Origin of the sequence: Streptomyces sp. NPDC096048, from assembly GCF_044763415.1 — a bacterium.
Taxonomy (GTDB): domain Bacteria; phylum Actinomycetota; class Actinomycetes; order Streptomycetales; family Streptomycetaceae; genus Streptomyces.
Window position 1 is genome coordinate 143234 of the sequence record NZ_JBIWGG010000009.1, and the last position, 26358, is coordinate 169591.

Annotated in this window: 22 protein-coding genes; 18 read left to right on the forward strand and 4 right to left on the reverse strand. The window is 70.2% G+C overall.

Annotated elements, in window-relative coordinates; all coding sequences use genetic code 11:
- Positions 1-17: 17 nt before the first annotated feature.
- From metH to ACIQ6R_RS25275, 3 genes are all read left to right on the forward strand, one after another.
- Positions 18-3530 carry a methionine synthase gene (gene metH / locus ACIQ6R_RS25265; protein WP_404223601.1) on the forward strand — a complete coding sequence of 1171 codons (3513 nt, stop codon included), beginning with the start codon at positions 18-20 and terminating at the stop codon, positions 3528-3530.
- A 139-nt stretch (positions 3531-3669) separates the two neighbouring features.
- A complete protein-coding gene (locus tag ACIQ6R_RS25270) occupies positions 3670-4371 on the forward strand; it encodes an HAD family hydrolase (RefSeq protein WP_404179781.1) in 702 nt (233 codons plus the stop codon).
- A gap of 443 nt (positions 4372-4814) precedes the next feature.
- Positions 4815-6416: an ABC transporter substrate-binding protein gene (locus ACIQ6R_RS25275; protein WP_404179778.1), complete on the forward strand. Its 1602-nt coding sequence runs from the start codon at positions 4815-4817 to the stop codon at positions 6414-6416.
- A gap of 114 nt (positions 6417-6530) precedes the next feature.
- On the opposite strand, the gene ACIQ6R_RS25280 is transcribed toward ACIQ6R_RS25275, so the two are convergent.
- Together ACIQ6R_RS25280 and ACIQ6R_RS25285 are read right to left on the reverse strand one after the other, a co-directional pair.
- Entirely contained in the window at positions 6531-7202 is a 672-nt protein-coding gene (locus ACIQ6R_RS25280) for a response regulator (protein WP_404179775.1), read from the reverse strand.
- Positions 7203-7216: 14 nt separating this feature from the next.
- Entirely contained in the window at positions 7217-8194 is a 978-nt protein-coding gene (locus ACIQ6R_RS25285; RefSeq protein ID WP_404223602.1) for a RecB family exonuclease, read from the reverse strand.
- A gap of 174 nt (positions 8195-8368) precedes the next feature.
- On the opposite strand from ACIQ6R_RS25285, the gene ACIQ6R_RS25290 reads away from it, so the two are divergent.
- From ACIQ6R_RS25290 to ACIQ6R_RS25300, 3 genes are all read left to right on the forward strand, one after another.
- Positions 8369-10252 carry a site-2 protease family protein gene (locus ACIQ6R_RS25290; RefSeq protein WP_404223604.1) on the forward strand — a complete coding sequence of 628 codons (1884 nt, stop codon included), beginning with the start codon at positions 8369-8371 and terminating at the stop codon, positions 10250-10252.
- A gap of 58 nt (positions 10253-10310) precedes the next feature.
- Complete coding sequence (locus tag ACIQ6R_RS25295) at positions 10311-11213, forward strand: tRNA (adenine-N1)-methyltransferase (protein WP_189230504.1); 903 nt, start codon at positions 10311-10313, stop codon at positions 11211-11213.
- A gap of 212 nt (positions 11214-11425) precedes the next feature.
- On the forward strand, positions 11426-12004 hold the full coding sequence (locus tag ACIQ6R_RS25300) for a hypothetical protein (protein ID WP_404179765.1): 579 nt from the start codon (positions 11426-11428) through the stop codon (positions 12002-12004).
- A gap of 73 nt (positions 12005-12077) precedes the next feature.
- On the opposite strand, the gene ACIQ6R_RS25305 is transcribed toward ACIQ6R_RS25300, so the two are convergent.
- Positions 12078-12383 (reverse strand): ferredoxin, encoded by a 306-nt coding sequence (locus ACIQ6R_RS25305; RefSeq protein ID WP_375915025.1) that lies wholly within the window; start codon positions 12381-12383, stop codon positions 12078-12080.
- Between the two features lie 245 nt (positions 12384-12628).
- Between ACIQ6R_RS25305 and arc the strand changes: the two genes are divergently transcribed.
- The 6 genes from arc (at position 12629) to prcA (ending at position 18735) form a co-directional block, all read left to right on the forward strand.
- Positions 12629-14395, forward strand: a complete 1767-nt coding sequence (arc, locus tag ACIQ6R_RS25310; RefSeq protein WP_310874198.1) for a proteasome ATPase — start codon at positions 12629-12631, stop codon at positions 14393-14395.
- Between the two features lie 232 nt (positions 14396-14627).
- A complete protein-coding gene (gene dop, locus ACIQ6R_RS25315) occupies positions 14628-16139 on the forward strand; it encodes a depupylase/deamidase Dop (protein ID WP_404223606.1) in 1512 nt (503 codons plus the stop codon).
- A gap of 177 nt (positions 16140-16316) precedes the next feature.
- Positions 16317-16535, forward strand: a complete 219-nt coding sequence (locus tag ACIQ6R_RS25320; protein WP_043374843.1) for a ubiquitin-like protein Pup — start codon at positions 16317-16319, stop codon at positions 16533-16535.
- A gap of 329 nt (positions 16536-16864) precedes the next feature.
- The gene (locus tag ACIQ6R_RS25325) at positions 16865-17098 is read left to right on the forward strand and encodes an endonuclease VII domain-containing protein (RefSeq protein WP_404223853.1); all 234 of its coding nucleotides are present in this window, start codon (positions 16865-16867) and stop codon (positions 17096-17098) included.
- A complete protein-coding gene (gene prcB / locus ACIQ6R_RS25330) occupies positions 17050-17895 on the forward strand; it encodes a proteasome subunit beta (RefSeq protein WP_404223608.1) in 846 nt (281 codons plus the stop codon). The genes ACIQ6R_RS25325 and prcB overlap by 49 nt, the downstream gene beginning before the upstream one ends.
- A gap of 63 nt (positions 17896-17958) precedes the next feature.
- Positions 17959-18735 carry a proteasome subunit alpha gene (gene prcA, locus ACIQ6R_RS25335; protein ID WP_404223611.1) on the forward strand — a complete coding sequence of 259 codons (777 nt, stop codon included), beginning with the start codon at positions 17959-17961 and terminating at the stop codon, positions 18733-18735.
- A 60-nt stretch (positions 18736-18795) separates the two neighbouring features.
- Here prcA and ACIQ6R_RS25340 read toward each other — a convergent pair whose 3' ends face one another.
- Entirely contained in the window at positions 18796-19818 is a 1023-nt protein-coding gene (locus ACIQ6R_RS25340) for a LacI family DNA-binding transcriptional regulator (protein ID WP_404223614.1), read from the reverse strand.
- Positions 19819-19941: 123 nt separating this feature from the next.
- Between ACIQ6R_RS25340 and ACIQ6R_RS25345 the strand changes: the two genes are divergently transcribed.
- From ACIQ6R_RS25345 to ACIQ6R_RS25370, 6 genes are all read left to right on the forward strand, one after another.
- Entirely contained in the window at positions 19942-21201 is a 1260-nt protein-coding gene (locus ACIQ6R_RS25345; RefSeq protein ID WP_404179748.1) for an MFS transporter, read from the forward strand.
- Positions 21202-21210: 9 nt separating this feature from the next.
- Positions 21211-22572, forward strand: a complete 1362-nt coding sequence (pafA, locus tag ACIQ6R_RS25350; RefSeq protein ID WP_109033662.1) for a Pup--protein ligase — start codon at positions 21211-21213, stop codon at positions 22570-22572.
- Between the two features lie 144 nt (positions 22573-22716).
- Entirely contained in the window at positions 22717-23718 is a 1002-nt protein-coding gene (locus ACIQ6R_RS25355) for an FKBP-type peptidyl-prolyl cis-trans isomerase (protein ID WP_404179745.1), read from the forward strand.
- 60 nt (positions 23719-23778) lie between these two features.
- Positions 23779-24150 carry an FKBP-type peptidyl-prolyl cis-trans isomerase gene (locus ACIQ6R_RS25360; protein WP_121746021.1) on the forward strand — a complete coding sequence of 124 codons (372 nt, stop codon included), beginning with the start codon at positions 23779-23781 and terminating at the stop codon, positions 24148-24150.
- Positions 24151-24286: 136 nt separating this feature from the next.
- Positions 24287-25264, forward strand: coding sequence for a helix-turn-helix transcriptional regulator (locus ACIQ6R_RS25365; protein ID WP_404179742.1), 978 nt, complete (start codon positions 24287-24289; stop codon positions 25262-25264).
- Positions 25265-25282: 18 nt separating this feature from the next.
- The gene (locus tag ACIQ6R_RS25370) at positions 25283-26335 is read left to right on the forward strand and encodes a helix-turn-helix transcriptional regulator (protein ID WP_404179739.1); all 1053 of its coding nucleotides are present in this window, start codon (positions 25283-25285) and stop codon (positions 26333-26335) included.
- Positions 26336-26358 lie beyond the last annotated feature (23 nt).

A 26358-nucleotide genomic window follows, 5' to 3' on the forward strand; every position in this document is an offset into this window, starting at 1 on the left:
TCCTAGGGAGCCCTTTCATGGCCTCGTCGCCGTCCACCCCGTCCGCCGACACCCGGACCCGTGTGTCCGCCCTCCGCGAGGCACTCGCCACCCGCGTGGTGGTGGCCGACGGTGCGATGGGCACCATGTTGCAGGCGCAGAACCCGACGCTGGACGACTTCCAGCAGCTCGAGGGCTGCAACGAGATCCTGAACCTGACCCGGCCCGACATCGTGCGTTCGGTGCACGAGGAGTACTACGCGGCCGGCGTGGACTGCGTGGAGACGAACACCTTCGGCGCGAACCACTCGGCGCTCGGTGAGTACGACATTCCCGAGCGTGTGCACGAGCTGTCGGAGGCAGGCGCCCGGGTGGCCCGTGAGGTCGCCGACGAGTTCGCCGCCCGCGACGGCCGGCAGCGCTGGGTCCTCGGCTCCATGGGCCCGGGCACGAAGCTGCCCACCTTGGGCCACGCCCCGTACACCGTCCTGCGCGACGCCTATCAGCGCAACGCCGAGGGCCTGGTCGCCGGCGGCGCGGACGCGCTGCTCGTGGAGACGACGCAGGACCTGCTGCAGACGAAGGCGTCGGTGCTGGGTGCCCGGCGCGCGCTGGACGCCCTGGGGCTGGACGTGCCGGTGATCTGCTCGGTGACGGTGGAGACGACCGGCACGATGCTCCTCGGCTCCGAGATCGGTGCGGCGCTGACCGCGCTGGAACCGCTGGGCATCGACATGATCGGCCTGAACTGCGCGACCGGCCCGGCGGAGATGAGCGAGCACCTGCGCTACCTCGCCCGCCACTCCCGCGTCCCGCTGTCGTGCATGCCCAACGCCGGTCTGCCGGTCCTGGGCAAGGACGGCGCGCACTATCCGCTGACCGCGCCGGAGCTGGCGGACGCGCAGGAGACGTTCGTGCGCGAGTACGGCCTGTCCCTGGTCGGCGGCTGCTGCGGCACCACGCCCGAGCACCTGCGCCAGGTCGTGGAGCGGGTCCGCGACACCGCTCCGACCGCCCGCGACCCACGCCCCGAACCCGGCGCGGCCTCCCTCTACCAGAGTGTGCCGTTCCGGCAGGACACCTCCTACCTCGCGATCGGCGAGCGGACCAACGCCAACGGGTCGAAGAAGTTCCGTGAGGCGATGCTGGAGGGCCGCTGGGACGACTGCGTGGAGATGGCCCGGGACCAGATCCGCGAGGGCGCGCACATGCTGGACCTGTGCGTGGACTACGTGGGCCGCGACGGTGTGGCGGACATGGAGGAGCTGGCGGGGCGGTTCGCGACCGCGTCGACGCTGCCGGTCGTGCTGGACTCCACCGAGGTCGACGTCATCCGGGCCGGGCTGGAGAAGCTCGGTGGCCGGGCGGTGATCAACTCGGTCAACTACGAGGACGGCGCGGGTCCCGACTCCCGCTTCGCGAAGGTGACCCGGCTGGCGCGGGAGCACGGGGCGGCGCTGATCGCGCTGACCATCGACGAGGTGGGCCAGGCCCGCACCGCGGAGAAGAAGGTCGAGATCGCCGAACGGCTGATCGACGACCTGACCGGCAACTGGGGCATTCACGAGTCGGACATCCTCGTCGACTGCCTGACCTTCACGATCTGCACCGGCCAGGAGGAGTCCCGCGGCGACGGTGTCGCCACCATCGAGGGCATCCGGGAGCTCAAGCGCCGCCACCCGGACGTGCAGACCACGCTCGGCCTGTCGAACATCTCCTTCGGGCTCAACCCGGCCGCCCGGATCCTGCTCAACTCCGTGTTCCTGGACGAGTGCGTGAAGGCGGGCCTGGACTCGGCGATCGTGCACGCCTCGAAGATCCTGCCGATCGCGCGGTTCGACGAGGAGCAGGTCACCACCGCCCTGGACCTGATCTACGACCGCCGCCGCGAAGGCTATGACCCGCTGCAGAAGCTGATGGCGCTGTTCGAGGGCGCGACGGCCAAGTCGCTGCGGGCTTCCAAGGCCGACGAGCTGGCCGCCCTCCCGCTGGATGAGCGCCTCAAGCGCCGCATCATCGACGGCGAGAAGAACGGCCTGGAGGCCGACCTGGACGAGGCGCTGACGGAGCGTCCGGCGTTGGACATCGTCAACGAGACGCTGCTGGACGGCATGAAGGTGGTCGGTGAGCTGTTCGGCTCCGGCCAGATGCAGCTGCCGTTCGTGCTCCAGTCCGCCGAGGTCATGAAGACCGCGGTGGCCCACCTGGAGCCGCACATGGAGAAGACCGACGACGACGGCAAGGGCACCATCGTGCTGGCCACCGTCCGGGGCGACGTCCATGACATCGGCAAGAACCTCGTGGACATCATCCTGTCCAACAACGGCTACAACGTCGTCAATCTCGGTATCAAGCAGCCGGTCTCCGCGATCCTGGAGGCGGCCAACGAGCACCGTGCCGACGTCATCGGCATGTCCGGGCTCCTGGTCAAGTCCACGGTGATCATGAAGGAGAACCTGGAGGAGCTCAACCAGCGCAAGCTGGCCGCCGACTACCCCGTCATCCTCGGCGGCGCGGCCCTCACCCGCGCCTACGTCGAACAGGACCTCCACGAGATCTACGACGGCGAGGTCCGCTACGCCCGCGACGCGTTCGAGGGCCTGCGGCTGATGGACGCCCTGATCGGCATCAAGCGCGGTGTGCCCGGCGCGAAACTGCCCGAGCTGCGCCAGCGCCGGGTCCGCGCCGCCACGGTGGAGGTCGAGGAGCGTCCCGAGGAGGGCCACGTCCGCTCCGACGTCGCCACCGACAACCCGGTCCCCGAGCCGCCCTTCCGGGGCACGCGCGTCGTCAAGGGCATCCAGCTCAAGGAGTACGCCTCCTGGCTCGACGAGGGCGCCCTGTTCAAGGGCCAGTGGGGTCTGAAGCAGGCCCGCACCGGCGAGGGACCCTCGTACGAGGAACTGGTCGAGTCCGAGGGCCGGCCGCGACTGCGCGGGCTGCTGGACCGGCTCCAGACGGAGAACCTGCTGGAGGCGGCCGTGGTCTACGGCTACTTCCCGTGCGTCTCCAAGGACGACGACCTGATCGTCCTCGACGAGGCGGGCAACGAGCGCACCCGCTTCACGTTCCCGCGCCAGCGGCGCGGCCGGCGCCTGTGCCTGGCCGACTTCTTCCGCCCGGAGGAGTCCGGCGAGATCGACGTCGTCGGCTTCCAGGTCGTCACCGTCGGCTCCCGGATCGGCGAGGAGACGGCCCGGATGTTCCAGGCCAACGCCTACCGCGACTACCTCGAACTGCACGGCCTGTCCGTGCAGCTCGCCGAGGCCCTCGCCGAGTACTGGCACGCCCGCGTCCGCTCCGAACTCGGTTTCGCCGGGGAGGACCCCGCCGAGATGGAGGACATGTTCGCCCTGAAGTACCGGGGCGCCCGTTTCTCCCTCGGCTACGGCGCCTGCCCGGACCTGGAGGACCGCGCCAAGATCGCCGACCTGCTCCAGCCGGAGCGCATCGGCGTGCACCTGTCGGAGGAGTTCCAGCTCCACCCCGAGCAGTCCACCGACGCCATCGTGATCCACCACCCCGAGGCGAAGTACTTCAACGCCCGCTGAGGCCGCCGGGAGCGCCTCCGTACCGCTTCCGCGGCCACACCAGGCGTTCCTGTCCCGCACGACGTACACTGGTCGGTCCACCGCAGGCCGGTTCCCTTCGTGGGAACCGGCCTGATCGTCCCTTCAAGGAGGTACGTGGATGACCAGTACGGTCCCCGCGCTCGGAACCCGTACGGCCGAAGGCTCAGCCCTCCAGGCCGTGCTCCTCGACATGGACGGCACCCTGGTGGACACCGAGGGCTTCTGGTGGGACGTCGAAGCCGAGGTCTTCGCCTCCCTCGGCCACACCCTCGACGACTCCTGGCGCCACGTGGTCGTCGGCGGTCCCATGAGCCGCAGCGCCGGCTTCCTGATCGAGGCCACCGGAGCCGACATCACGCTGGCCGAACTCAGCGTGCTGCTCAACGACGGCTTCGAGAAGCGCATCGGCCGCAGCCTGCCGCTCATGCCGGGAGCCGCCCGTCTGCTGGCGGAGCTCTCCGCGCACGAGATCCCGACGGCCCTGGTCTCCGCCTCGCACCGGCGCATCATCGACCGCGTGCTGACCTCGCTGGGCCCCCAGCACTTCGCCCTCACCGTCGCGGGCGACGAGGTGCCGCGCACCAAGCCCCACCCGGACCCGTACCTGGCCGCCGCGGCCGGCCTCGGCGTGGAGCCGGCCCGGTGCGCCGTCGTCGAGGACACCGCGACCGGGGTCGCCGCCGCGGAGGCCGCCGGCTGCCACGTCGTGGCCGTGCCCTCGGCCGCTCCCATCACCCCGGCCGCGCGCCGCACGGTGGTCGACTCGTTGGAAGAGGTCGACCTGACATTTCTGCGCGGCCTGATGACACAAATGCGCTAGGCGTTCACCCAGCGTGCGGCGGCGTTAACGCGGTAATTCCGACAACGTCCGCGCGAGACGACGAGGGGCGCGCGGAGGGAGAATTCCGCCGCTCCGGATGGCTGAATTCAGGCGCCCGTCGGCAGAAGCTCCTGTGTGACGTTCGCCACGCTGTCAGAGGTCGACAGGGTGGCGCGGGTGTGCTGGCTCGCGTCTGGCGAACGTTGTCGAGGCGCCCTTGTGTCCTGATTGGTGAAACCCTGCACTAATCCTTCCACTGTCGGGTTTTCGGTGTGTCCGCGACCGGTTTCGCTCCGTGATGAGTCCTCAACTCCGGTGGCTGCGAGCCCCCGTGCGGGCGCGGACTAATCTCGTCGCGAGAACATCGGCCACTACCCCCGTGATCCGCCGCGACACCCCTGCATGCCGGATACACGGACCGACAGCTCTGGAGAAACTCGAGCATGAACCGCAAGACTTTGGTGCTGCCGGCCGTCGTGGGCCTGCTCGCGCCGGTGCTCGCCGCCTGCGGCGGGTCCGACAGCGGCAGCGGCGGGGACGCGATCGTCGTCGGCACCACGGACCGGTTCACCGCCTCGGAGGAGGCGCCCGCGCCCCTCGACCCGGCGTACGCCTACGATGTCGGCTCCTGGAACATCCTGCGTCAGACCACGCAGACCCTGATGATCCAGCCCCGCGGCGACGGTGAACCCGTACCCGAGGCCGCCGAGAAGTGCGGGTTCACCGATACCGGCAACGAACGCTATGCCTGCACCCTGCGCGACGGCCTGAAGTTCGCCAACGGTGACGCCGTCACCGCGGAGGACGTGAAGTTCTCCATCGAGCGCGCCCTGTCCATCAAGGCCGACAGCCAGGTGTACGGCCTGCTGTCGACCGTCGACACCGTCGAGACCCAGGGCGACCGCGAGGTCATCTTCCACCTCAACACCGCCGACGCCACCTTCCCGTTCAAGCTGTCGACCCCGGTCGCGGGCATCGTCAACCCGGACGACTACGAGAAGGGCAAGCTGCGCGAGGGCTTCGAGCTGGACGGCTCCGGCCCGTACACCATGAAGGCCGAGGTCAAGAACGACGAGATGACCAAGGCCGTGTTCACCAAGAACCCCGATTACAAGGGGACCCTGAAGGTGAACAACGACAAGGTCGAGATGGTGTCGTTCAACGACGCCGAGGCCATGGGCGCCGCGCTCGACAAGGGCGACATCGACGTGATGACCCGTGCGATGACGCCCGACCAGATCCGGAAGCTCTCCAACGCCACGGACGGCGACGTCGACCTGGTCGAGGTGGCCGGTCTCGAGATCCGCTACCTGGGCTTCAACACGGACGCGTCGACGGTGAAGGACAAGGCCGTCCGCCAGGCGATGGCCCAGCTCATCAACCGCAGCGAACTCGTCTCCGAGGTCTACGGCTCCCAGGCCGAGCCGCTGTACTCGATGGTCCCGGCCAGCATCACCGGTCACTCCAACTCGTTCTTCAACAAGTACGGCGACCCCAGCGTGGACAAGGCCAAGGGGATGCTGGAGGACGCGGGCATCAAGACGCCGGTGAAGCTGACCATGCACTACACGACGGACCACTACGGTGCCGCGACCAAGCAGGAGTTCGAGCAGCTGCAGAAGCAGCTGAACGACAGCGGTCTCTTCGACATCGACATCAAGGGCGCGCCCTGGGACAAGTTCCGCCCGGCGGAGCTGAAGGGCGAGTACGACGTCTTCGGCATGGGCTGGTTCCCCGACTTCCCGGACGCGGACAGCTTCATCGCGCCGTTCCTCGACAAGGACAACACCCTCAACTCGCCGTACGCGAACGCGGAGATCAGGAACACCCTGATCCCCGAGTCCCGTCGCGAGGCCGACCGGCTCTCCGCCGTGGACAGCCTCACCGAGATCCAGGACATCACCGCCGCCGACGTCCCGGTGATCCCGCTGTGGCAGGGCAAGCAGTACGTCGCCGCCCGGGACGACGTCACGGGCACGGCCTACGTCCTCAACTCCTCCTCGACGCTCCAGCTCTGGGAGCTCGGCCGGGGTGTGAGCGGCTGACGTCCCGCCGGACACAACCCGAAGGGCGCCCTCTTCCCGCGAGAAGAGGGCGCCCTTCGGGTTTCGTACCGCCGGTGTCACGCGTACGGACGCGCAGGACGCGGGTGAAGCGGTCTACTGCGCGCCGGGGCGGACCAGGCCGCTCTCGTACGCGTACACCGCGGCCTGCACGCGGTCACGCAGGCCCAGCTTGGTCAGCACATGACCCACGTGGGTCTTGACGGTGGTCTCACTGACGAAGAGGTCGGCGGCGATCTCCGCGTTGGACAGGCCGCGGGCCACCAGCTTCAGCACCTCCACCTCACGCTCGGTCAGCGTGTGCAGCGCGTCCGGCACCGGCTCGTCGCCGGAGGGCAGGTGCGTGGCGTACTTGTCGAGCAGCCGCCTGGTGATGCTCGGCGCGAGCATCGCCTCGCCGCTCGCCACCACGCGGATCGCCTGTACCAGTTCGTTGGCCGGGGCGTCCTTCAGCAGGAAACCGCTGGCGCCCGCCTTCAACGCCTCCACGACGTACTCGTCGAGGTCGAAGGTGGTCAGCACCAGCACCTTCGCCGGGCCGTCCCGCTCGGGCCCGGTGATCTGCCGGGTCGCTTCCACACCGTCCATCCGCGGCATGCGGATGTCCATCAGGACCACATCGGGCTGCAGGGCCCGCACCTGGTCGAGTGCTTGGAGGCCGTCTCCGGCCTCGCCGACGACCGCGATCTCCTGCTCGGCCTCGAGAATCATCCGGAAGCCGGTGCGCAGCAGCGGCTGGTCGTCGACCAGTAGGACGCGGATGGCCACGTAAGTCTCCTTCGCTAGTCCGGCCCCATTCTGCCCTGCTCGGTGCCGCCGGAGTCGGCCGCCCTCACCGGCAGCGGATAGGGCGGGGGAGTGCCGCCGAACTCCGGGCAGTGCGCCTGGTGGTCGCACCAGCCGCACAGCTTGGTGGGACGCGGCCGCCAGTCGCCCGTCTCGGTCGCCAGCCGGATGGCCTCCCACAGCGCCAGCAGCTTGCGCTCGACCCGCTCCAGGTCGGCGAGGACCGGGTCGTACGTGAGCACGTCACCGCTGCCGAGATAGACGAGCTGCAGGCGCCGCGGGACGACCTTCTTCAACCGCCACACCACCAGCGCGTAGAACTTCATCTGGAACAGCGCGCCCTCCGCGTACTGCGGCCGGGGTGCCTTGCCCGTCTTGTAGTCGACGATCCGCACCTCGCCGGTGGGCGCCACGTCGACCCGGTCGATGATGCCGCGCAGGCGCAGCCCTGAGTCCAGCTCGGCCTCGACGAACAGCTCGCGCTCGGCGGGCTCCAGGCGGCTCGGGTCCTCTAGCGTGAACCAGCGCTCGACGAGCTGCTCCGCCTCGCCGAGCCACCGAGTCAGCCGCTCGCCCTCCGGGTCGTCCGCGAACAGCTCGTCCACCTCCGGCCTGCTCTCGCGGAGCCGGTCCCACTGGCCCGGGACCAGCGCCTTCGCCTGCGGTGCCGTGCGCTCGGCCGCCGGGGCGTCGAAGAGCCGCTCCAGCACCGCGTGGACCAGGGTGCCCCTCGTCGCCGCCTCGCTCGGCTTCTCCGGCAGGCGGTCGATGACCCGGAACCGGTACAGCAACGGGCACTGCATGAAGTCGCCGGCCCGGGAGGGCGAGAGCGAGGCCGGCGCTATGGCCACGGGCGCGGGTGAGGGGGCGGCGGCCGCCGGTCCCACCGTCGCGTCTCCGTGGTCCGCCACCGTCGCCGCCGGTCGGGCGGGTCCGCCGGCGTCCTCCGCGACATCCTCGATGCTCGTCTCCATGCCCACAGACCTTACGGCCCGCCACTGACAGTGCCCCAGCCCGCGGCCGTTACCCGTGCGACGGAAGGGAAAGACAGGGGTGCCGGGGCGGAACGGACCGGGACGGACGCATACCATCGACACGAGACCCTCTCGCCCGGCAGGCGCGGGAGACGCTTCGAACGAGGGGACACCGTGGACGTGAGCGGCGGGAGCGGGCAGCCGCGGTCCGGCAACGACGAGTCGGCCGAGCCCCAGGCAGAACCCACGGCCCCGGCCGCCGAGTCCGCGCAGCCGGACCCCGCGGACGCCGGCCCGCCCGAGCACCGACCCGCGGACCGGCCCCGGACGACCGTGCACGGCCCGGGCGACCCGCCCCGAACGGCGACCGACCCCGCCGAGGAACACCCGCCGCCCCCGGAACCCGGGACGTCGGGCCGACCGACCCCGGCTCCCGAGACCCCGAGTTCCACGACGGCGGGCCGTTCGACGCCGGATCCCGCGACGCCCGGTCCCGCGACGCCGGGCCGTCCGTCGCCGGCTCCCGAGACGCCGCGGAAGAACACCGCGGGAGCCGCCGCGGCCGCCGCGCGGAACGAGAACGGACCGCACACCCCGCAGGACGCCGCCGCGGACCCGGACCCGAACTCGCAGACCCCGTTCCGCGAGGCCGGCCCCGGCTCCGCGCAGGGCCCGGCGCCCGAGCGTGCCGGCGCGGGCGACCCGCGGGGCGGGCAGACCTCGGGTGGGGACGACGCCGTCCCACCGTCGGCCGAGCCGTCCGAGAGCGGCGCGGGCACCGGAGGCCGCCGCCCCGAGCCGTCCTCCGGCGGAGGCCGCCCCGCCCACGCGCCCGCGGAACCCGGCCACGGCGGCCGTGAGGCCCACACCCCTGTCGGACCCGGTCCCGGCCGGCCCCCGCAGCGAAAGCCGGAGCCCGGGGGCGGCCTGCTGATGGGCAGGCCCTTCGGTGTGCCCGTGTACGTCGCGCCGAGCTGGTTCCTGGTCGCCGCCCTGATCACCTGGGTGTTCGGCGGCCAGCTCGACCGCGTGCTGCCCGAGCTGGGCGCCGCCCGCTATCTGGTCTCCCTCTTCTTCGCGGTCGCCTTCTACGCCTCCGTCCTCGTCCACGAACTGGCCCACACCGTCGCCGCCCTCCGCTTCAAGCTCCCGGTCCGCCGTATCCAGCTCCAGTTCTTCGGCGGCGTCTCGGAGATCGAGAAGGAGGCCGAGACCCCCGGCCGCGAGTTCGTGCTGGCCTTCGTCGGCCCCCTGCTCTCCCTCGTCCTCGCCGGCGTCTTCTACGCCGCCCTGCTGCCCGTCGAGCCCGACAGCGTCCCCGGCGTCCTGCTGGCCGGCCTGATGGTCTCCAACCTCCTCGTGGCCGCCTTCAACCTGCTGCCCGGCCTCCCCCTCGACGGCGGCCGGATGCTCCGCGCCGTCGTCTGGAAGATCACCGGCAAGCCGATGCACGGCACGATCGCCGCCGCCTGGGTCGGCCGGGCCCTCGCCATCGCCGTGCTGGTCGGCCTGCCGCTGCTCACCCGCTCCCTCGGTTCCGGCGCCGCGGACGACGTCGGCATGGACACCGTCCTGGACGCCCTGCTCGCCGCGATCCTCGCCGCGATCATCTGGACCGGCGCCGGAAACAGCCTGCGCATGGCCCGCCTGCGCGAACACCTCCCGGAGCTGCGCGCCCGCGCCCTCACCAGGCGCGCCGTCCCCACCCCGGCCGACACCCCGCTCTCCGAGGCCCTGCGCCGCGCCAACGCCTCCGGAGCCCGCGCCCTGGTCGTCGTCGACGGCGACGGCACCCCCGTCTCGCTGGTCCGTGAGGCCGCCATCGTCGGCGTGCCCGAGCACCGGCGCCCCTGGGTGGCGGTCAGCACCCTCGCCCAGGACCTCACCGACGGCATGCGCCTGTCGGCCGAGCTGTCGGGCGAGGAACTCCTGGACGCCCTGCGCGCCAGCCCGGCCACCGAGTACCTGGTGGTCGAGGAGACCGGCGAGATCTACGGCGTCCTGTCCGCGGCCGACGTCGAGCGGGCCTTCGTCAAGGCCATGGCCCGGCCCTCCTGACCACCGGTCCCCTGAAGCGGTGGTCGGCGGCCCCGCCGTGGACCGGTAGGCTGGTCACATGTCCGAACCGACCGGTGCCGCCCGCAGGCGCGGGCCCTTCAAGGTCGGGGACCAGGTTCAGCTGACCGACCCCAAGGGCCGCCACTACACGTTCACGCTCGAGGCCGGGAAGAACTTCCACACCCACAAGGGTTCCTTCCCCCACGACGAACTGATCGGTGCTCCCGAGGGCAGCGTTGTCCGCACCACCGGGAACGTCGCCTACCTCGCGCTGCGCCCCCTGCTCCCCGACTACGTCCTGTCCATGCCCCGCGGGGCAGCCGTCGTCTACCCGAAGGACGCGGGGCAGATCCTCGCCTTCGCCGACATCTTCCCCGGCGCACGCGTCGTGGAGGCCGGTGTGGGCTCCGGCTCCCTCAGCAGCTTCCTGCTGCGCGCCATCGGCGACCAGGGCATGCTGCACTCCTACGAGCGCCGCGAGGACTTCGCCGAGATCGCCCAGCAGAACGTGGAGCGCTACTTCGGCGGTCCGCACCCCGCCTGGCAGCTCACCGTCGGCGACCTCCAGGACAACCTGTCCGACACCGACGTCGACCGCGTCATCCTCGACATGCTCGCGCCCTGGGAGTGCCTGGAAGCCGTCTCCAAGGCGCTCGTGCCCGGCGGCATCCTGTGCTGCTACGTCGCGACGACCACCCAGCTCGCCCGGACCGTCGAGTCCATCCGCGAGATCGGCTGCTTCAACGAGCCGACCTCGTGGGAGACCATGATCCGCAACTGGCACGTCGAGGGCCTGGCCGTCCGCCCGGACCACCGGATGATCGGCCACACCGGCTTCCTGCTGACCGCCCGCCGCCTCGCGGACGGCGTCGAGCCGCCCATGCGCCGCCGCCGCCCCGCCAAGGGCGCCTACGGCGAGGACTACGACGGCCCCAACGCCGGCGGAGGCTCCGGCCGCTGAGGCGGCCCGTGCCGCGATCAACGTACAGGCGCCGTGGTGGAGTTCCGAGACCGCTCGGGAACTCCACCACGGCGCCTTCGTGTTGACCTGACGGCGCGGCACGCGCCGGCGCAGCCCGGCCGAGTACCCACCCCGCCGTTCCCTCGCACTGTGACGTGTGGCACGATGCTGGCCACCCCCCGCCGGTACAGCCCTCACAGGAGACACTCCTCGTGCAGCACCCCGCCGTTCCGGATCTGTCACACACGCACACCCGCCCGATCCACTGGGTCGCCACCGCCACGGCGCTCGCCGCCGTGGTGGCCCTCTCCTCGGTCCTCCAGCCCGACGCCGCGACGGCGGCGCAGACCGCCGCCCCCGAGACGAAGAACGCACCGGCGCACGGCACCCCGCCCGATCCGGCGCGCGTCGCCTTTCCCCTGGAGTGCGGTCCGGTCGAGGCAGTCGTGCAGAAGAAGGCGTCCGGCGACCTCGACGGCGACGGACGGCCCGAGACGGTGGCCGTCGTGCACTGCGACGCGCCCATGGGAACCCCGCCCGACGGGGTGTACGTCATCACGCGGGACGCCGACGGCGGCAAGCCCCGCGTCGTGGCCACCCTCGTGAACCCCGGGGACCGGCGGACGGTCACCGACTTCGCGGTGCGCGGCGGCGCCGTCCACGCGACGCTTCTCGGCTACTCGTCGCCCGACGTGCCCAGTTGCTGCCCCGACGTCACGGACGACGTGAAGTGGCAGTGGAGGAACGGCGCGTTCGTCCGCGACACGCCGTCCCAGGCGCGGACCGTATGACCCACGCCTTGCGGCAGATGGAGTGACACACCAGACTGCGGTCACGGAGCGTGCGGATTAAGTCACGGTTCGGTCACTCTGCGTCCGGACCGTACACCTCGGCCCTGTCCGAAACGCGACGTACGTGGATGCACTCGCCCGGACACTCCTTCGCGGAATCGACCACGTCCGTGAGAAGCGGCAACGGCACGGGCGTTGTCGCTCCCGCGGTCTGCAGAAGCTCGTCGTCCGCGCCCTTGACGTAGGCCAGACCGTCGATGTCCAGCTCGAACACCTCGGGCGCGTACTGGGCGCAGATGCCGTCACCGGTACACAGGTCCTGGTCGATCCAGACCTCCAGGGCCTCGCCGTCGACTCCGGCCTCCTGCTGCACGCTCATGTCTCCTGCCGTTTCCTGCGTCGAGCCGTTCGGGAATCCGGCCAGCTCTGACGGGTGTTGAACGCTTCGACCCTACCTCCGGCTGGGTTCCACTCACGTTCCGTGGGTATTCCCCTGGCGTGAGGGAGAGCGCAAGGGTGAAGATCGGACACACCCCGACAGTCTTTGTGATCTAGGGGTTTCAATCGACACCCACCCAGGTAGGGTCTGGAAGCGTCCAGCTCCCCATGGAGGAGGTGAGGACCGTGGCAGCCCACGACGACGACATGAACCGCGGCATCCGCCCGGGACGCGGGTCCGAGGACCCGGCCGGGCAGGTGGCCTACCTTGAGCAGGAGATCGCCGTCCTGCGACGCAAGCTCGCCGAATCTCCGCGGCACACGAGAATTCTCGAAGAGCGGATTGTCGAGCTGCAGACCAACCTGGCCGGCGTGTCCGCCCAGAACGAGCGACTCGCCGGAACACTGCGCGAGGCCCGAGACCAGATCGTGGCCCTCAAGGAAGAGGTCGACCGGCTGGCCCAGCCACCGGCCGGCTTCGGTGTCTTCCTGCAGGCGAACGAGGACGGTACCGCCGACATCTTCACCGGCGGCCGCAAACTCCGGGTGAACGTCAGCCCGAGCGTCGAGCTCGACGAGCTCCGGCGCGGCCAGGAAGTGATGCTCAACGAAGCACTCAACGTGGTCGAGGCCATGGAGTACGAGAGCGTCGGCGACATCGTCACCCTCAAGGAGATCCTCGAGGACGGCGAGCGAGCCCTGGTGCTGGGGCACACCGACGAGGAGCGGGTGGTGCGCCTCGCGGAGCCGCTGCGCGGCATCAACATCCGCCCCGGCGACGCGCTCCTGCTCGAACCCCGCTCCGGCTACGTCTACGAGGTCGTTCCCAAGAGCGAGGTCGAGGAACTCGTCCTCGAAGAGGTCCCCGACATCGGCTACGAGCAGATCGGCGGCCTCGGCGGACAGATCGAGGCCATCCGCGACGCGGTCGAGCTCCCCTATCTCTATCCCGACCTGTTCCGGGAGCACGAGCTGCGTCCGCCCAAGGGCGTCCTGCTCTACGGCCCTCCCGGATGCGGCAAGACGCTCATCGCCAAGGCGGTCGCCAATTCGTTGGCCAAGAAGGTCGCCGAGGTGACCGGCCAGGCCGCCGGCAAGAGCTTCTTCCTCAACATCAAGGGCCCCGAGCTGCTCAACAAGTACGTCGGTGAGACCGAGCGGCAGATCCGCCTGGTCTTCCAGCGGGCCCGGGAGAAGGCCAGCGAGGGCACCCCCGTCATCGTCTTCTTCGACGAGATGGAGTCCCTCTTCCGCACCCGCGGTTCCGGTGTCAGCTCGGACGTGGAGAACACCATCGTCCCGCAGCTGCTCGCCGAGATCGACGGCGTGGAGGGCCTGCAGAACGTGGTCGTGATCGGTGCCTCCAACCGTGAGGACATGATCGACCCCGCCATCCTGCGGCCCGGCCGACTCGACGTGAAGATCAAGATCGAGCGTCCGGACGCCGAGGCGGCCAAGGACATCTTCGGCAAGTACCTCACCGAGCGCCTCCCGCTCCACGTGGACGACCTCACGGAGCACGAGAAGGACAGGGCGGCCACCGTCCAGAGCATGATCCAGACCGCGGTGGAACAGATGTACGCCGAATCCGAGGAGAACCGCTTCCTGGAGGTCACCTACGCCAATGGCGACAAGGAAGTCCTCTACTTCAAGGACTTCAATTCCGGTGCCATGATCGAGAACATCGTGGGCCGCGCCAAGAAAATGGCGATCAAGGACTTCCTGGAAGCGAACCAGAAGGGCCTTCGCGTCTCCCACCTCCTCCAGGCCTGCGTGGACGAGTTCAAGGAGAACGAGGACCTGCCCAACACCACCAACCCGGACGACTGGGCCCGGATCTCCGGAAAGAAGGGCGAGCGGATCGTGTACATCCGTACGCTCGTCACCGGAAAGCAGGGCGCGGACACCGGACGCTCCATCGACACGGTGGCGAACACCGGTCAGTACCTGTAAAAGGCGGGGCGGCTGCGGGTGCCCTCAGCGGGTACCCGCAGCCGACTGTTTTCCGGAGCCCCGACTGGAGCAAGGCAATGCCGCAAATGATCTCCCCACCAGCGCAAAGGCGTTCTAGGCTCTTCCATACCGCCGAGTCGCGCAGTGCGGGGACGGGCACCGCACACGCATCGGAGCGCCAGCGGTACTTGAGCGGCGCCCACTACGGGCGCCGCCGGGCAAGGAGGGCCGCATGACCGTACGGCGAGTAATGGGCATCGAGACGGAGTACGGAATCTCCGTCCCGGGCCACCCGAACGCCAATGCCATGCTCACCTCGTCCCAGATCGTCAACGCCTACGCGGCGGCGATGCACCGGGCCCGCCGGGCCCGCTGGGACTTCGAGGAGGAGAATCCGCTGCGGGACGCGCGGGGCTTCGACCTCGCCCGCGAGGCCGCCGACTCCAGCCAGCTCACCGACGAGGACATCGGCCTGGCCAATGTCATCCTCACCAACGGGGCACGGCTCTACGTCGACCACGCCCACCCCGAGTACAGCGCTCCGGAGGTCACCAATCCGAGGGACGCCGTGCTGTGGGACAAGGCCGGCGAACGGATCATGGCCGAGGCCGCGGAGCGGGCCGCCCAGCTGCCCGGTGCCCAGCCGATCCACCTCTACAAGAACAACACCGACAACAAGGGCGCCTCCTACGGCACGCACGAGAACTACCTGATGAAGCGGGAGACCGCCTTCTCGGACATCGTGCGCCACCTGACGCCCTTCTTCGTCTCCCGCCAGGTCTTCACCGGCGCCGGCCGCGTCGGCATCGGCCAGGACGGCCACGAGCACGGCTTCCAGCTCAGCCAGCGCGCCGACTACTTCGAGGTCGAGGTCGGCCTGGAGACGACGCTGAAGCGGCCCATCATCAACACGCGCGACGAACCGCACGCGGACGCCGAGAAGTACCGGCGACTGCACGTGATCATCGGCGACGCGAATCTGTCGGAGATCTCGACCTACCTGAAGCTGGGTACGACGGCTCTGGTCCTGTCGATGATCGAGGACGGGTTCATCGCCGTCGACCTGGCCGTGGACCAGCCGGTGCGCACCCTCCACCAGGTCTCGCACGACCCGTCGCTGAAGCGCCTGGTCACGCTGCGCAGCGGCCGGACACTGACCGCGGTGCAGCTCCAGATGGAGTACTACGAGCTGGCCCGCAAGTACGTCGAGGAACGGTACGGCGCGGACGTCGACGACCAGACCAAGGACGTCCTGGGGCGCTGGGAGGACACCCTCAACAGGCTCGAGAACGATCCGATGAGCCTGGCCGGCGAGCTGGACTGGGTGGCCAAGCGGGAGCTCATGGAGGGCTACCGCCGCCGGGACGACCTGGACTGGGACGCGGCCCGGCTGCACCTGGTGGACCTCCAGTACGCCGACGTACGGCCCGACAAGGGCCTGTACAACCGGCTCGTGGACCGTGGCCGCATCAAGCGGCTCCTGGACGAGACGGAGGTCGAGCGGGCCCGTACGAAGCCGCCGGAGGACACCCGCGCGTACTTCCGAGGGCGCTGTCTGGAGCAGTACGCGGACGACGTCGCGGCGGCCTCATGGGACTCGGTGATCTTCGATCTGCCCGGCCGGGACTCGCTCCAGCGGGTGCCAACCCTGGAACCGCTTCGCGGAACGCGTAATCACGTCAAGGAGCTCCTGGACCGCTGCCGCACCGCGGAAGACCTGGTCAAGGTCCTGGCCGGCGGGTAGGCGGGCCGAGCGGGTACACGGAGGAGACCGCCGGACAGGGTGGAAAACCACCCGGTCCGGGAACCATCGAGATGGCCCCCGTTCGTTGGAGAAACGCGGGGCCGATGTCGGACCCGGCTTGTAGGGTCTGATCTTGACCGAGCAACTGTGTCGGGCGAACCGAGCGGGGTGAGGGTTATGGCGACCAAGGACACCGGCGGCGGCCAGCAGAAGGCCACACGTTCCACCGAGGAGGTCGAGGAGCAGGCGCAGGACGCGCAGGCTTCCGAAGACCTCAAGGAGCGCCAGGAGAAGCTGAACGACGACGTGGACTCCGTCCTGGACGAGATCGACGACGTCTTGGAGGAGAACGCAGAGGATTTCGTTCGCTCGTTCGTTCAGAAGGGCGGCGAGTAGCCTTCGAGATGAAGGTCGCAACGGGGGGTTCGCTTGTCGGTCGAAGAAGCTGCTAAGCGTTGCTCGCGGTGCAAGGAGCACAAGCCGCGGGCAGCGTTTGCACGGAACAAGGCGATGCGGGACGGGCTGCGGGCCTACTGCCGAGAGTGTGCCGCGACCTATCACCAGCAGCGCCAGGTGGCCAAGGGACGCACCGTTCGACCGAGAGTGGATGTGCCGGAGGGCAACAAGCCTCGCCGGACGTGCGGCGAGATCAAACCACACAGCGAGTGGACACGGAACCGCACGGCTTCCGTCACCATGGCCTCACCGAGGTCGAGCGTGATGCCATGGTCGCCTCCCAAAAGGGCCTCTGTGTGATTGGTCTGAAGGCTCCGGCCGTACACGTGGATCACCGCCACAAGACGGGTAAGGTCCGTGGCGTACTGTGCTTCAACTGCAATTCGGCCATCGGCAAGTTGGGAGACGAGCCCGACGCTGTTCGTCGGGCTGCCGCCTACCTGGAGGGAACTTCGTGGAAGCCAACACTCGTAGCACCGGGCGTCTACCAGCTGCCTTCCTGACGCCTGGCTCCTCCTCCTTCATGGACTTCCTCGGTGAGCACCAGCCGGAGATGCTCCCGGGCAACCGGCAGCTGCCGCCGGTGCAGGGTGTCGTCGAGGCGCCGCACGGCACCACGATCGTGGCGGTGACGTTCCCCGGCGGTGTCGTCCTCGCCGGTGACCGGCGGGCCACCATGGGCAACATGATCGCCCAGCGGGACATCGAGAAGGTCTTCCCGGCCGACGAGTACTCGGCGGTGGGCATCGCCGGTACGGCGGGACTGGCCGTGGAGATGGTGAAGCTGTTCCAGCTGGAGCTGGAGCACTTCGAGAAGGTCGAGGGGGCCCAGCTGTCCCTGGAGGGCAAGGCGAACCGCCTGTCCACGATGATCCGGTCCAACCTGGGCATGGCGATGCAGGGTCTGGCCGTGGTGCCGCTGTTCGCCGGTTACGACGTGGATCGGGGCAGGGGCCGGATCTTCTCGTACGACGTGACGGGCGGGCGGTCGGAGGAGCAGAGCTACGCGACCACCGGGTCGGGGTCGATCTTCGCCCGTGGAGCGATGAAGAAGCTGTTCCGCGAGGACCTGACCGAGGAAGAGGCCACGACGCTCGTGGTCCAGGCACTGTACGACGCGGCGGACGACGACTCGGCGACCGGTGGTCCCGATGTCGCGCGCCGGATCTACCCGATCATCACTGTGATCACCGAGGACGGCTTCCGCCGGCTGAGCGACGACGAGGGTGCGGAGCTCGCCCGCGCGGTGCTGGAGCGGCGGCTCGAGCAGCCCGAGGGCCCGCGGGCCGCGCTGCTGTAGCGGGCGCGGACGGTCGTGTTGTCAGGTGGTTCAGTGACTTCTCCAGAAAGGGACGGATAACCGGTGTCGACGCCGTTCTATGTCTCACCCCAGCAGGCGATGGCGGACCGGGCGGAGTACGCCCGCAAGGGCATCGCCCGTGGCCGCAGCCTGGTCGTGCTGCAGTACGCCGACGGCATCGTGTTCGTCGGCGAGAATCCGTCCCGTGCGCTGCACAAGTTCAGTGAGATCTACGACCGGATCGGCTTCGCGGCCGCCGGCAAGTACAACGAGTACGAGAACCTGCGGATCGGCGGGGTGCGCTACGCCGACCTGCGCGGTTACACGTACGACCGTGACGACGTGACGGCGCGTGGCCTTGCCAACGTGTACGCCCAGACGCTGGGCACGATCTTCTCCAGCCAGGCCGAGAAGCCGTACGAGGTGGAGCTGGTCGTCGCCGAGGTCGGTGACAATCCCGAGAGTGACCAGATCTACCGGCTGCCGCACGACGGCTCGATCGTGGACGAGCACGGCTCGGTCGCGGTCGGCGGCAACGCCGAGCAGATCAGCGGGTACCTGGACCAGCGACACCGGGACGGCATGACGCTGGCCGAGGCGCTGAAGCTGGCGGTGCAGTCGCTGTCCCGGGACACGAACGGCAGCGAACGGGAGATTCCGGCGGAGCGGCTGGAGGTCGCGGTGCTGGACCGTACGCGTCCGCAGAAGCGGAAGTTCAAGCGGATCGTGGGGGCGCAGCTGTCGCGACTGCTGGATTCGGGAGCGGCGGCGGGAGCCGGCGGCACCGACGACCTGCCCCTGCCGGACGAGGACGAGGGCGGGGACAAGGGCGAGGAGTAGCGGACAGCCGCTGCACGGAAGCCTTCGCGCGGCGCCGGGTGCCATGTGCCCCGGCGCCGCTCAGTCTCGCGGTGGCGGGGGCGGCGCCGTGGAGCCCCGTACGACCAGGTGCACGGGGATGTCGCCCTCCTCGGGCGTCTGTCCCTCCATGACCGCCAGCAGGGCCCGCATGCCGCGTTCGCCGAAGAGTTCCGCGTCGAGGCGGACGGTCGTCAGCTCGGGGTCGATGGCCGTGGCCAGGCCGAGGTCGTCCAGGCCGGTGATCGAGAGGTCGTCGGGGATGCGGAGACCGGCCCGCCGGGCGGCCTTGTACGCGCCGGCCGCGAGTTTGTCGTCGTCGCAGACCAGTGCCGTGGGCCGGGGTCCCGGAGCGGCGAGCGCGGCCTCCGTGGCGGACAGGGCGCCCTCGATGGAGATGGGGGCGCGGACGGTACGGAGGTCGGTGCCGGGGGCGTCGGCCAGCCGTGCGGCCAGTTCGCGGGCGCGTACCTCGAAGGTCCAGGACGGGACGTCCGCCGCGAGGTGGAGGAAGCGGTGGTGGCCCAGGGACAGGAGGTGCTCCGCGACCTGGCGGATGCCGTCGGCGATGTCCAGGTTGACCGTCGCGGCGCCGAGGCTGCCCTCCGGGTCGCTGTCCAGCATGACCAGGGGGAGCTGGTCGCCCCGGATCGCGCTGAGCGCGTCGGCCGCCATGGAGGACGCGATGACGCCGTCCAGGGCGGCCTGGGCGGAGGCGAACGGGTCCCGGGCCGGGCCGACGCCCTCGGGGGAGGGGTAGAGGACCACTCCGAAGCCGTGCTCGGCGGCGACCCGCGCGGCGCCCGTGTACACCTCCGCGAAGAACTCCGTGGTCAGCGCGGGGACGACCAGCAGCACCGTGCGGGTGCGGCCGAGGCGGAGGTTGCGGGCGGCGAGGTTCGGGCGGTATCCCAGCTCCTGCGCCGCCTCCCGGACCCGTTGGGCCGTGGGCTCCGAGACCCGGCCCCGCCACTTGTCGCCGAGGACCAGGGACACCGCTGCCTGGGAGACGCCCGCGGCCTGGGCGACGTCCCGGCTCGTGGGGCGGGTGCTGCCTCGTGCCACCGTTCGCCTGCGCTTTCGTATGGACTCGTGAACAGGCGACATGGTACGTATGACGGAGGAAGTTATACGTAAAACCTCATCGGTCGGCCGTTCGGTCGGTCGTGGCGGAGGAAGGGGTGGGCCGTGGTCGCCGGGTACCTGGACATTCTTCGGGCGCGGCATGCCGTCCGGCTGCTCGTCGGCACGCTCGTGGGACGGCTGCCCAACGCCACCGCGGCGATCGCGATCGTGCTGTTCGTGCGGGCCGAGGGCGGTTCTTACAGCCTCGCGGGAGCGCTGGCCGCCGTGTACGGGGTCGCCAACGCCGTGGGGCAGCCCGTGCTCGGGCGGCTCGTGGACCTGCGCGGGCAGCCGCGGGTGCAGTTGCCGGCCGCGGTGCTGTCGGGGCTGGCCATGGCCGTGTTCGCCTTCGCGGGCACCGGAACGGTCGCGCTCGCGTACGCCGCCGTGGGAGCCGCGGGGCTGTTCACGCCCCCGCTGGAGGGCGGGCTGCGGGCGCTGTGGCCGAGCGTGCTCCGCAAGGAGGACCAGGTGCACACGGCGTACGCCATGGACGCCGTGGCGCAGGAGGTCATGTTCACCGTCGGGCCGCTGCTCGTGACGGTGTGCGTGTCGCTGTGGTCGCCGCTGGTCGCCCTGCTCGTGCTGAACGCGGTGGGTGTACTGGGTGCCCTGTCGGTGGTGGTGTCGCCCCCCTCGCGCGCGTGGCGGTCGGCGCCGCGCGAGGCGCACTGGCTGGGCGCGCTGCGCTCGTCCGGGCTGCTCGCGCTGCTGGGCGCCTTCCTGTTCGTCGGGATGGCGCTCGGGTCCATCACCGTCGCCTCCGTGCCGTACGCGGACGAGCACGGCGGTGACGCCGTCTACGGCTGGCTGATGGCAGCCCTGGGGCTCGGGGCGCTGATCGGCGGAGCCGTCTACGGGGCCCGGCAGTGGACCGGCGATCCCGCCCGTCGACTGCGGGTGCTGGTGGCCCTGCTGGCGGTGTGTTACCTGCCCCTGCTGCTGACGCCCGGCGCCGTCGCCATGGTGCTGCTCACGGTGGTCGCGGGCGTCTTCCTCGCACCGTGCATCGCCTGTGCGTTCGTCCTCGTCGACCTGCACGCGCCGCGCGGCACGGTGACGGAGGCGTTCTCGTGGCTGGTGACGACGTTCACCGTGGGTGCCTCGATGGGTACGGGCCTCGCGGGGCCCGTCGTGGAGCACGGCGGGGCGCTGTGGGGCTTCGCGGTGCCCGGGGCGGCCGGGGCCGTGTCCCTGCTCGTGCTGGCGTGCACGGGGCGGGTCCTCGCAGCTCCCGCCAGGGGAGCGGTGGTTGCGGCTTCATCGGAAAATGATCCGAACCGTGCCCTCGAACCCCGTTTCAGTTCGGGTCATCAGGCGTAATGTTCAGTCATGGACCGCCGCATTTTCGGGCTGGAGAACGAGTACGGCGTCACGTGCACGTTCAGGGGACAGCGCCGCCTGTCGCCTGACGAGGTGGCGCGGTACCTCTTCCGCCGTGTCGTGTCATGGGGCCGCAGCAGCAATGTCTTTCTGCGCAACGGGGCCCGCCTCTATCTCGACGTGGGATCGCATCCGGAATACGCCACACCCGAATGTGACAACGTGACCGAACTCGTCACCCACGACAAAGCGGGCGAGCGCATTCTCGAAGGACTCCTGGTGGACGCCGAACGACGCCTGCACGAGGAGGGAATCGCGGGCGACGTCTACCTCTTCAAGAACAACACCGACTCCGCCGGCAACTCCTACGGCTGCCACGAGAATTACCTCGTGGCCCGGCACGGGGAGTTCTCACGGCTCGCGGACATCCTCATTCCGTTCCTGGTGACCAGGCAGTTGCTGTGCGGTGCCGGCAAGGTGCTGCAGACACCGCGCGGTGCCGTGTACTGCGTCAGCCAGCGGGCCGAGCACATCTGGGAGGGCGTCTCCTCGGCGACCACCCGCTCCCGGCCCATCATCAACACACGCGACGAGCCGCACGCCGACGCCGAGCGCTACCGGCGCCTGCACGTCATCGTGGGCGACTCGAACATGTCCGAGACGACCATGCTGCTCAAGGTCGGCGCCACCGACCTGGTGCTGCGCATGATCGAGGCGGGCACGGTGATGCGCGACCTCACCCTGGAGAACCCGATCCGGGCGATCCGCGAGGTCAGCCACGACATCACCGGGCGGCGCAAGGTGCGCCTGGCCAGTGGCCGGGAGGCGTCCGCGCTGGAGGTGCAGCGGGAGTACTACGAGAAGGCCGTGGACTTCTGCGAGCGCCGCGGCATCCGCACCGGCACCGTCGAGCGCGTGCTGGAGCTGTGGGGCCGCACCCTGGACGCGATCGAGGCCGAGGACCTCGACCGCATCGACACCGAGATCGACTGGGTCATGAAGTACAAGCTCCTGGAGCGGTACCGGGCCAAGCACAACATGACCATGTCGCACCCGCGGGTCGCGCAGATAGACCTCGCCTACCACGACATTCACCGCCGCCGCGGGCTGTACTACCTGCTCGAGAAGAAGGGCCAGGCCGCCCGGGTCGCCAACGACCTGAAGATCTTCGAGGGCAAGTCCGTTCCGCCGCAGACCACCCGGGCCCGCCTGCGCGGCGACTTCATCCGACGGGCCCAGGAGCAGCGCCGGGACTTCACCGTCGACTGGGTCCATCTCAAGCTCAACGACCAGGCGCAGCGCACCGTGTTGTGCAAGGATCCGTTCCGTTCGGTGGACGACCGGGTGGAGAAGCTGATCGCCGGAATGTGAGCCGGACGGGCTAGACACGCGTTTCCGCACGAAAGGGCGGAACGCCACACGGGCACCGTACGTTAGCCGTACGGTGCCCTTCTCACGCCGTAGAGTTGCGCGCACTTCAACCGGACCGACCGATACCGATACGAGGCCCCCACCGTGCGCCGACGCTCACTCCTCATCGCCGTCCCCGCCGGACTGGTCACGCTCGCCGCATGCGGTGACGAAGACTCCGGCTCGAGCAACGCCGGCGACAGTGCGACGCCCGAGGCGTCGGGCACGTCGGCACCGCCGCCGCCGAAGATCGTCGACGGCCCGCTGCCGGCGATCACCGCGGGGACGAAGTTCGGCGAGAAGCCGACCGTCGCCAAGGGCAGCGGCGAGCCCTCCAAGGACCTCGCGGTCAAGACGGTCATCGCCGGAGGCGGCAAGGCCATCGCCGAGAACGACTTCGTGGCGGCGAACTACCTGGGCCAGATCTGGCAGAGCGCGAAGGTCTTCGACAACTCCTACGACCGCAAGACCCCGCTGGTCATCCAGCTCGCCCAGGGCAGCATCATCGACGGCTGGCGGTACGCGCTCGCCGGCAAGAAGACCGGCAGCCGCGTCGAGTTCTCCGTGCCGCCCACCTGGGGGTACGGCGAGCAGGGCAACGAGCAGGCGGGCATCAAGGGTTCCGACACGCTGGTGTTCGTGGTCGACGTGCAGGACACCTTCAACGCCAAGAGCTCCGCCAAGGGCAAGGAAGTCCCGCAGGACGACGCCGCCCTGCCCAAGGTCGGCACCAACACCGACGGCAAGGCGCCCTCCATCGAGCTGCCGAAGGCCGACGCGCCGAAGAAGCTGGTGGCGGAGTACGTCCTGGAGGGCGACGGTGCCGAGGTCGGCGCCCAGGACAGCGTGCTCGTGCAGTACAAGGGCGTGGTCTGGGACGGCGGCAAGGAGTTCGACTCGACGTACGGCAGGAAGCAGCTGACGTCGTTCTCGCTCCAGCAGGTCGTCAAGGGCTGGTCACAGGGCCTGACCGGCAAGAAGGTCGGCAGCCGCGTCCTCATCGTCATCCCGCCGGACCTGGGGTACGGCGACAGCCCGCCGGAGGGCAGCGGCATCGAGAAGGACTCCACGCTGGTCTTCTCCGTCGACATCCTGGCGAAGATGTGACGCCTTCGAGATGTAAGACTTGGGCCGTTGCCTTTTCGCAGACAAGCAGGAGCTGAACACGTGAGCATCGACAAGCCCGAGGTCGACTTCCCGGGCGGCGAGCCCCCGGCGGACCTCGAGATCAAGGACATCTGGGAGGGCGACGGCCCGGTCGCGCAGGCCGGTCAGACCGTGACCGTCCACTACGTGGGCGTGACCTTCAGCACGGGCGAGGAGTTCGACGCCAGCTGGAACCGCGGCACGCCGTTCCGCTTCCCGCTCGGTGGCGGGCGCGTCATCGCGGGCTGGGACCAGGGCGTGCAGGGCATGAAGGTCGGTGGCCGTCGTCAGCTGACCATCCCGGCTCACCTCGCCTACGGCGACCAGAGCCCGACCCCGGCGATCCCGCCCGGCTCGACGCTGATCTTCGTGGTCGATCTGCTCGGAGTCTGATCGACGTCCGAACGGACGCGATCAGAGCCGGTCATCCGGGGTCCATGCCTGCCCGGGCATGGGCCCTCGGCTTTTGCCGGGCCACCGCGGAGCGGTACGGTCATCCGTCGTAAGCACCATAGGGAGAAGGGCGTCGATGGCCATTGCCAAGGCCGAGCGGCTGATGAACCTGGCGTTGTGTCTGCTCGGGACGCGGCGGCCACTCAGCAAGCGCGAGCTGCGCGACTCCATCGAGGCTTATGTCGAGGCCTCCAGGCCCGGGCAGGGCGCGGCGGGCTCCGACGACTCCTTCAACCGCATGTTCGAGCGGGACAAGGACGACCTGCGGGAACTCGGGCTGGTCATCGAGACCGTCGAGAGCCTCGACGGCGAGGTCGGCTACCTGGCCCGCCGCGACAGCAACCGCCTGCCCCCGATCACCCTGGACGCCGAGGAGGCCGCCGCCCTCGGGCTCGCCGCCAAGGTGTGGCAGCAGGCCCGGCTGGCCGGTGCCGCGAGCGGCGCGCTGCAGAAACTGCGCGCGGCGGGGCTGCCCGAGGACGTCGACCCGTACGAGGCGCACAGCGCGCTGGAGCCGCGCATCCCCGTGCACGAGGCCGCGTTCGAGCCGCTGATGCTGGCCTGCCGTGACCGCCGTCCGGTCGTCTTCGACTACCGCAAGGCCAACGCCGCCCAGCCCGAGCCCCGGCATGTGGAGCCCTGGGCGCTGGAGTGCTGGCGCGGCCACTGGTACCTGGCCGGCTTCGACCGCGACCGCGGTGCCGAGCGGGTCTTCCGGCTGTCCCGGATCACGGGTCGGGTGCGCTCGCGCGGCGCGCGGTTCACCGCCCCCGTGCCCGACGTCGTCACGGTCCGTGAGACGGTCGCGAGCTGGGCGGGGGAGACCGCCGACCGCTCCGCGCTGATCCGGCTGCGTACGGGCGCGGGCTACCCCCTTCGTGCGAAGGCCACCGAGGTCCGGGAACTCGGTGACGGCTGGGACGAGTTGGAGATTCCGTACGGGCACGGCCTGGACGCCTGGCTGGTCGAGTTCGGGCCGGACGTGGTGGTGCTGGAGCCCGCGGAGTTGCGTGCGGACGTGGTGGACCGGCTGCGTGCCGTCGCCAAGGGCTGAGGGGGAGCGGACAACACAGTGGCAGGCAAACCGGTCAGGCCAGTGAACGCCATCGACCAGACCCGACGGATGCTGTCCCTGGTGACGTATCTGCGGGAGCGCCCCGGTGCCAGGGTCGAGGACGTCGCGCGCGCCTTCGGCATCACCGAGGACGAGCTGGTCTCCGACCTCGACGTGCTGCCCATGTGCGGCACCAGCTTCCGCGGCGGCGATCTGCTCGACATCGACACCGACGGCGAGCGCATCTGGTGGCACAACCCGGCCGCCCTCGGCGCGGACGCCGCCGAGCCGCTGCGGCTGGCCGCCGACGAGGCCACCGCGCTGCTCGTCGCGGCCCGGGCCGTGGCGACCCTGCCCGGCCTGCGGGAGAGCGACCGGCAGGCGCTGCTGCGGGCGACCGCCAAGGTGGAGACGTCGGCCGGCGAGGCCGCGGGCGCCAGCTCGCGCCTGTCCGTCACCTTCGAGTCCGAGGGCGGCGTCTTCGCCGACGTCGACCGGGCGATCTCGGAGCGCCGCCGGCTGTGGATCCGCTACTACTCACCGGCCCGCGACGAGGTCACCGAACGCGAGATCGACCCTATCCGCCTGGTCAGCGTCGGACACACCTACGTGGAGGCCTGGTGCCGCCGCTCCGAGGCCCGGCGCACCTTCCGGCTCGACCGGGTCGCCGAGATCCGCATCCTGGACGAGCCGTCCGCGCCGCCCGAGGTGGAGCTGCGGGACCTGTCGGAAGGCCTGGTGCAGCCCGCCGCCGAGGATCCGGAGGTCGTCGTGGAGGTCGGCCCGGGCGGGCGCTGGGTCGCCGAGTACTACCCGCACGACAGCGCCGAGGAACTCGCCGACGGCGGGCTGCGCATCACGCTGCGCACCCCGGACCCCGCGTCCCTGCGGCGGCTGGCGCTGCGGCTCGGGCGTGACGGCCGCATCGTCTCCCCGGCCGAGCTGGCCGACAGCGCCCGGCGGGCGGCCCGCGAGGCGCTGGCGGCGTACGACGGCGTCGAGGCGGTCGCGGCGCACGGCGGGCCGGGCGAGGGACAGCGCGGGCACGACAGGCAGGAGCGAGGACTGTGAGCGAGCCCGTGGGGCCAGGTGCG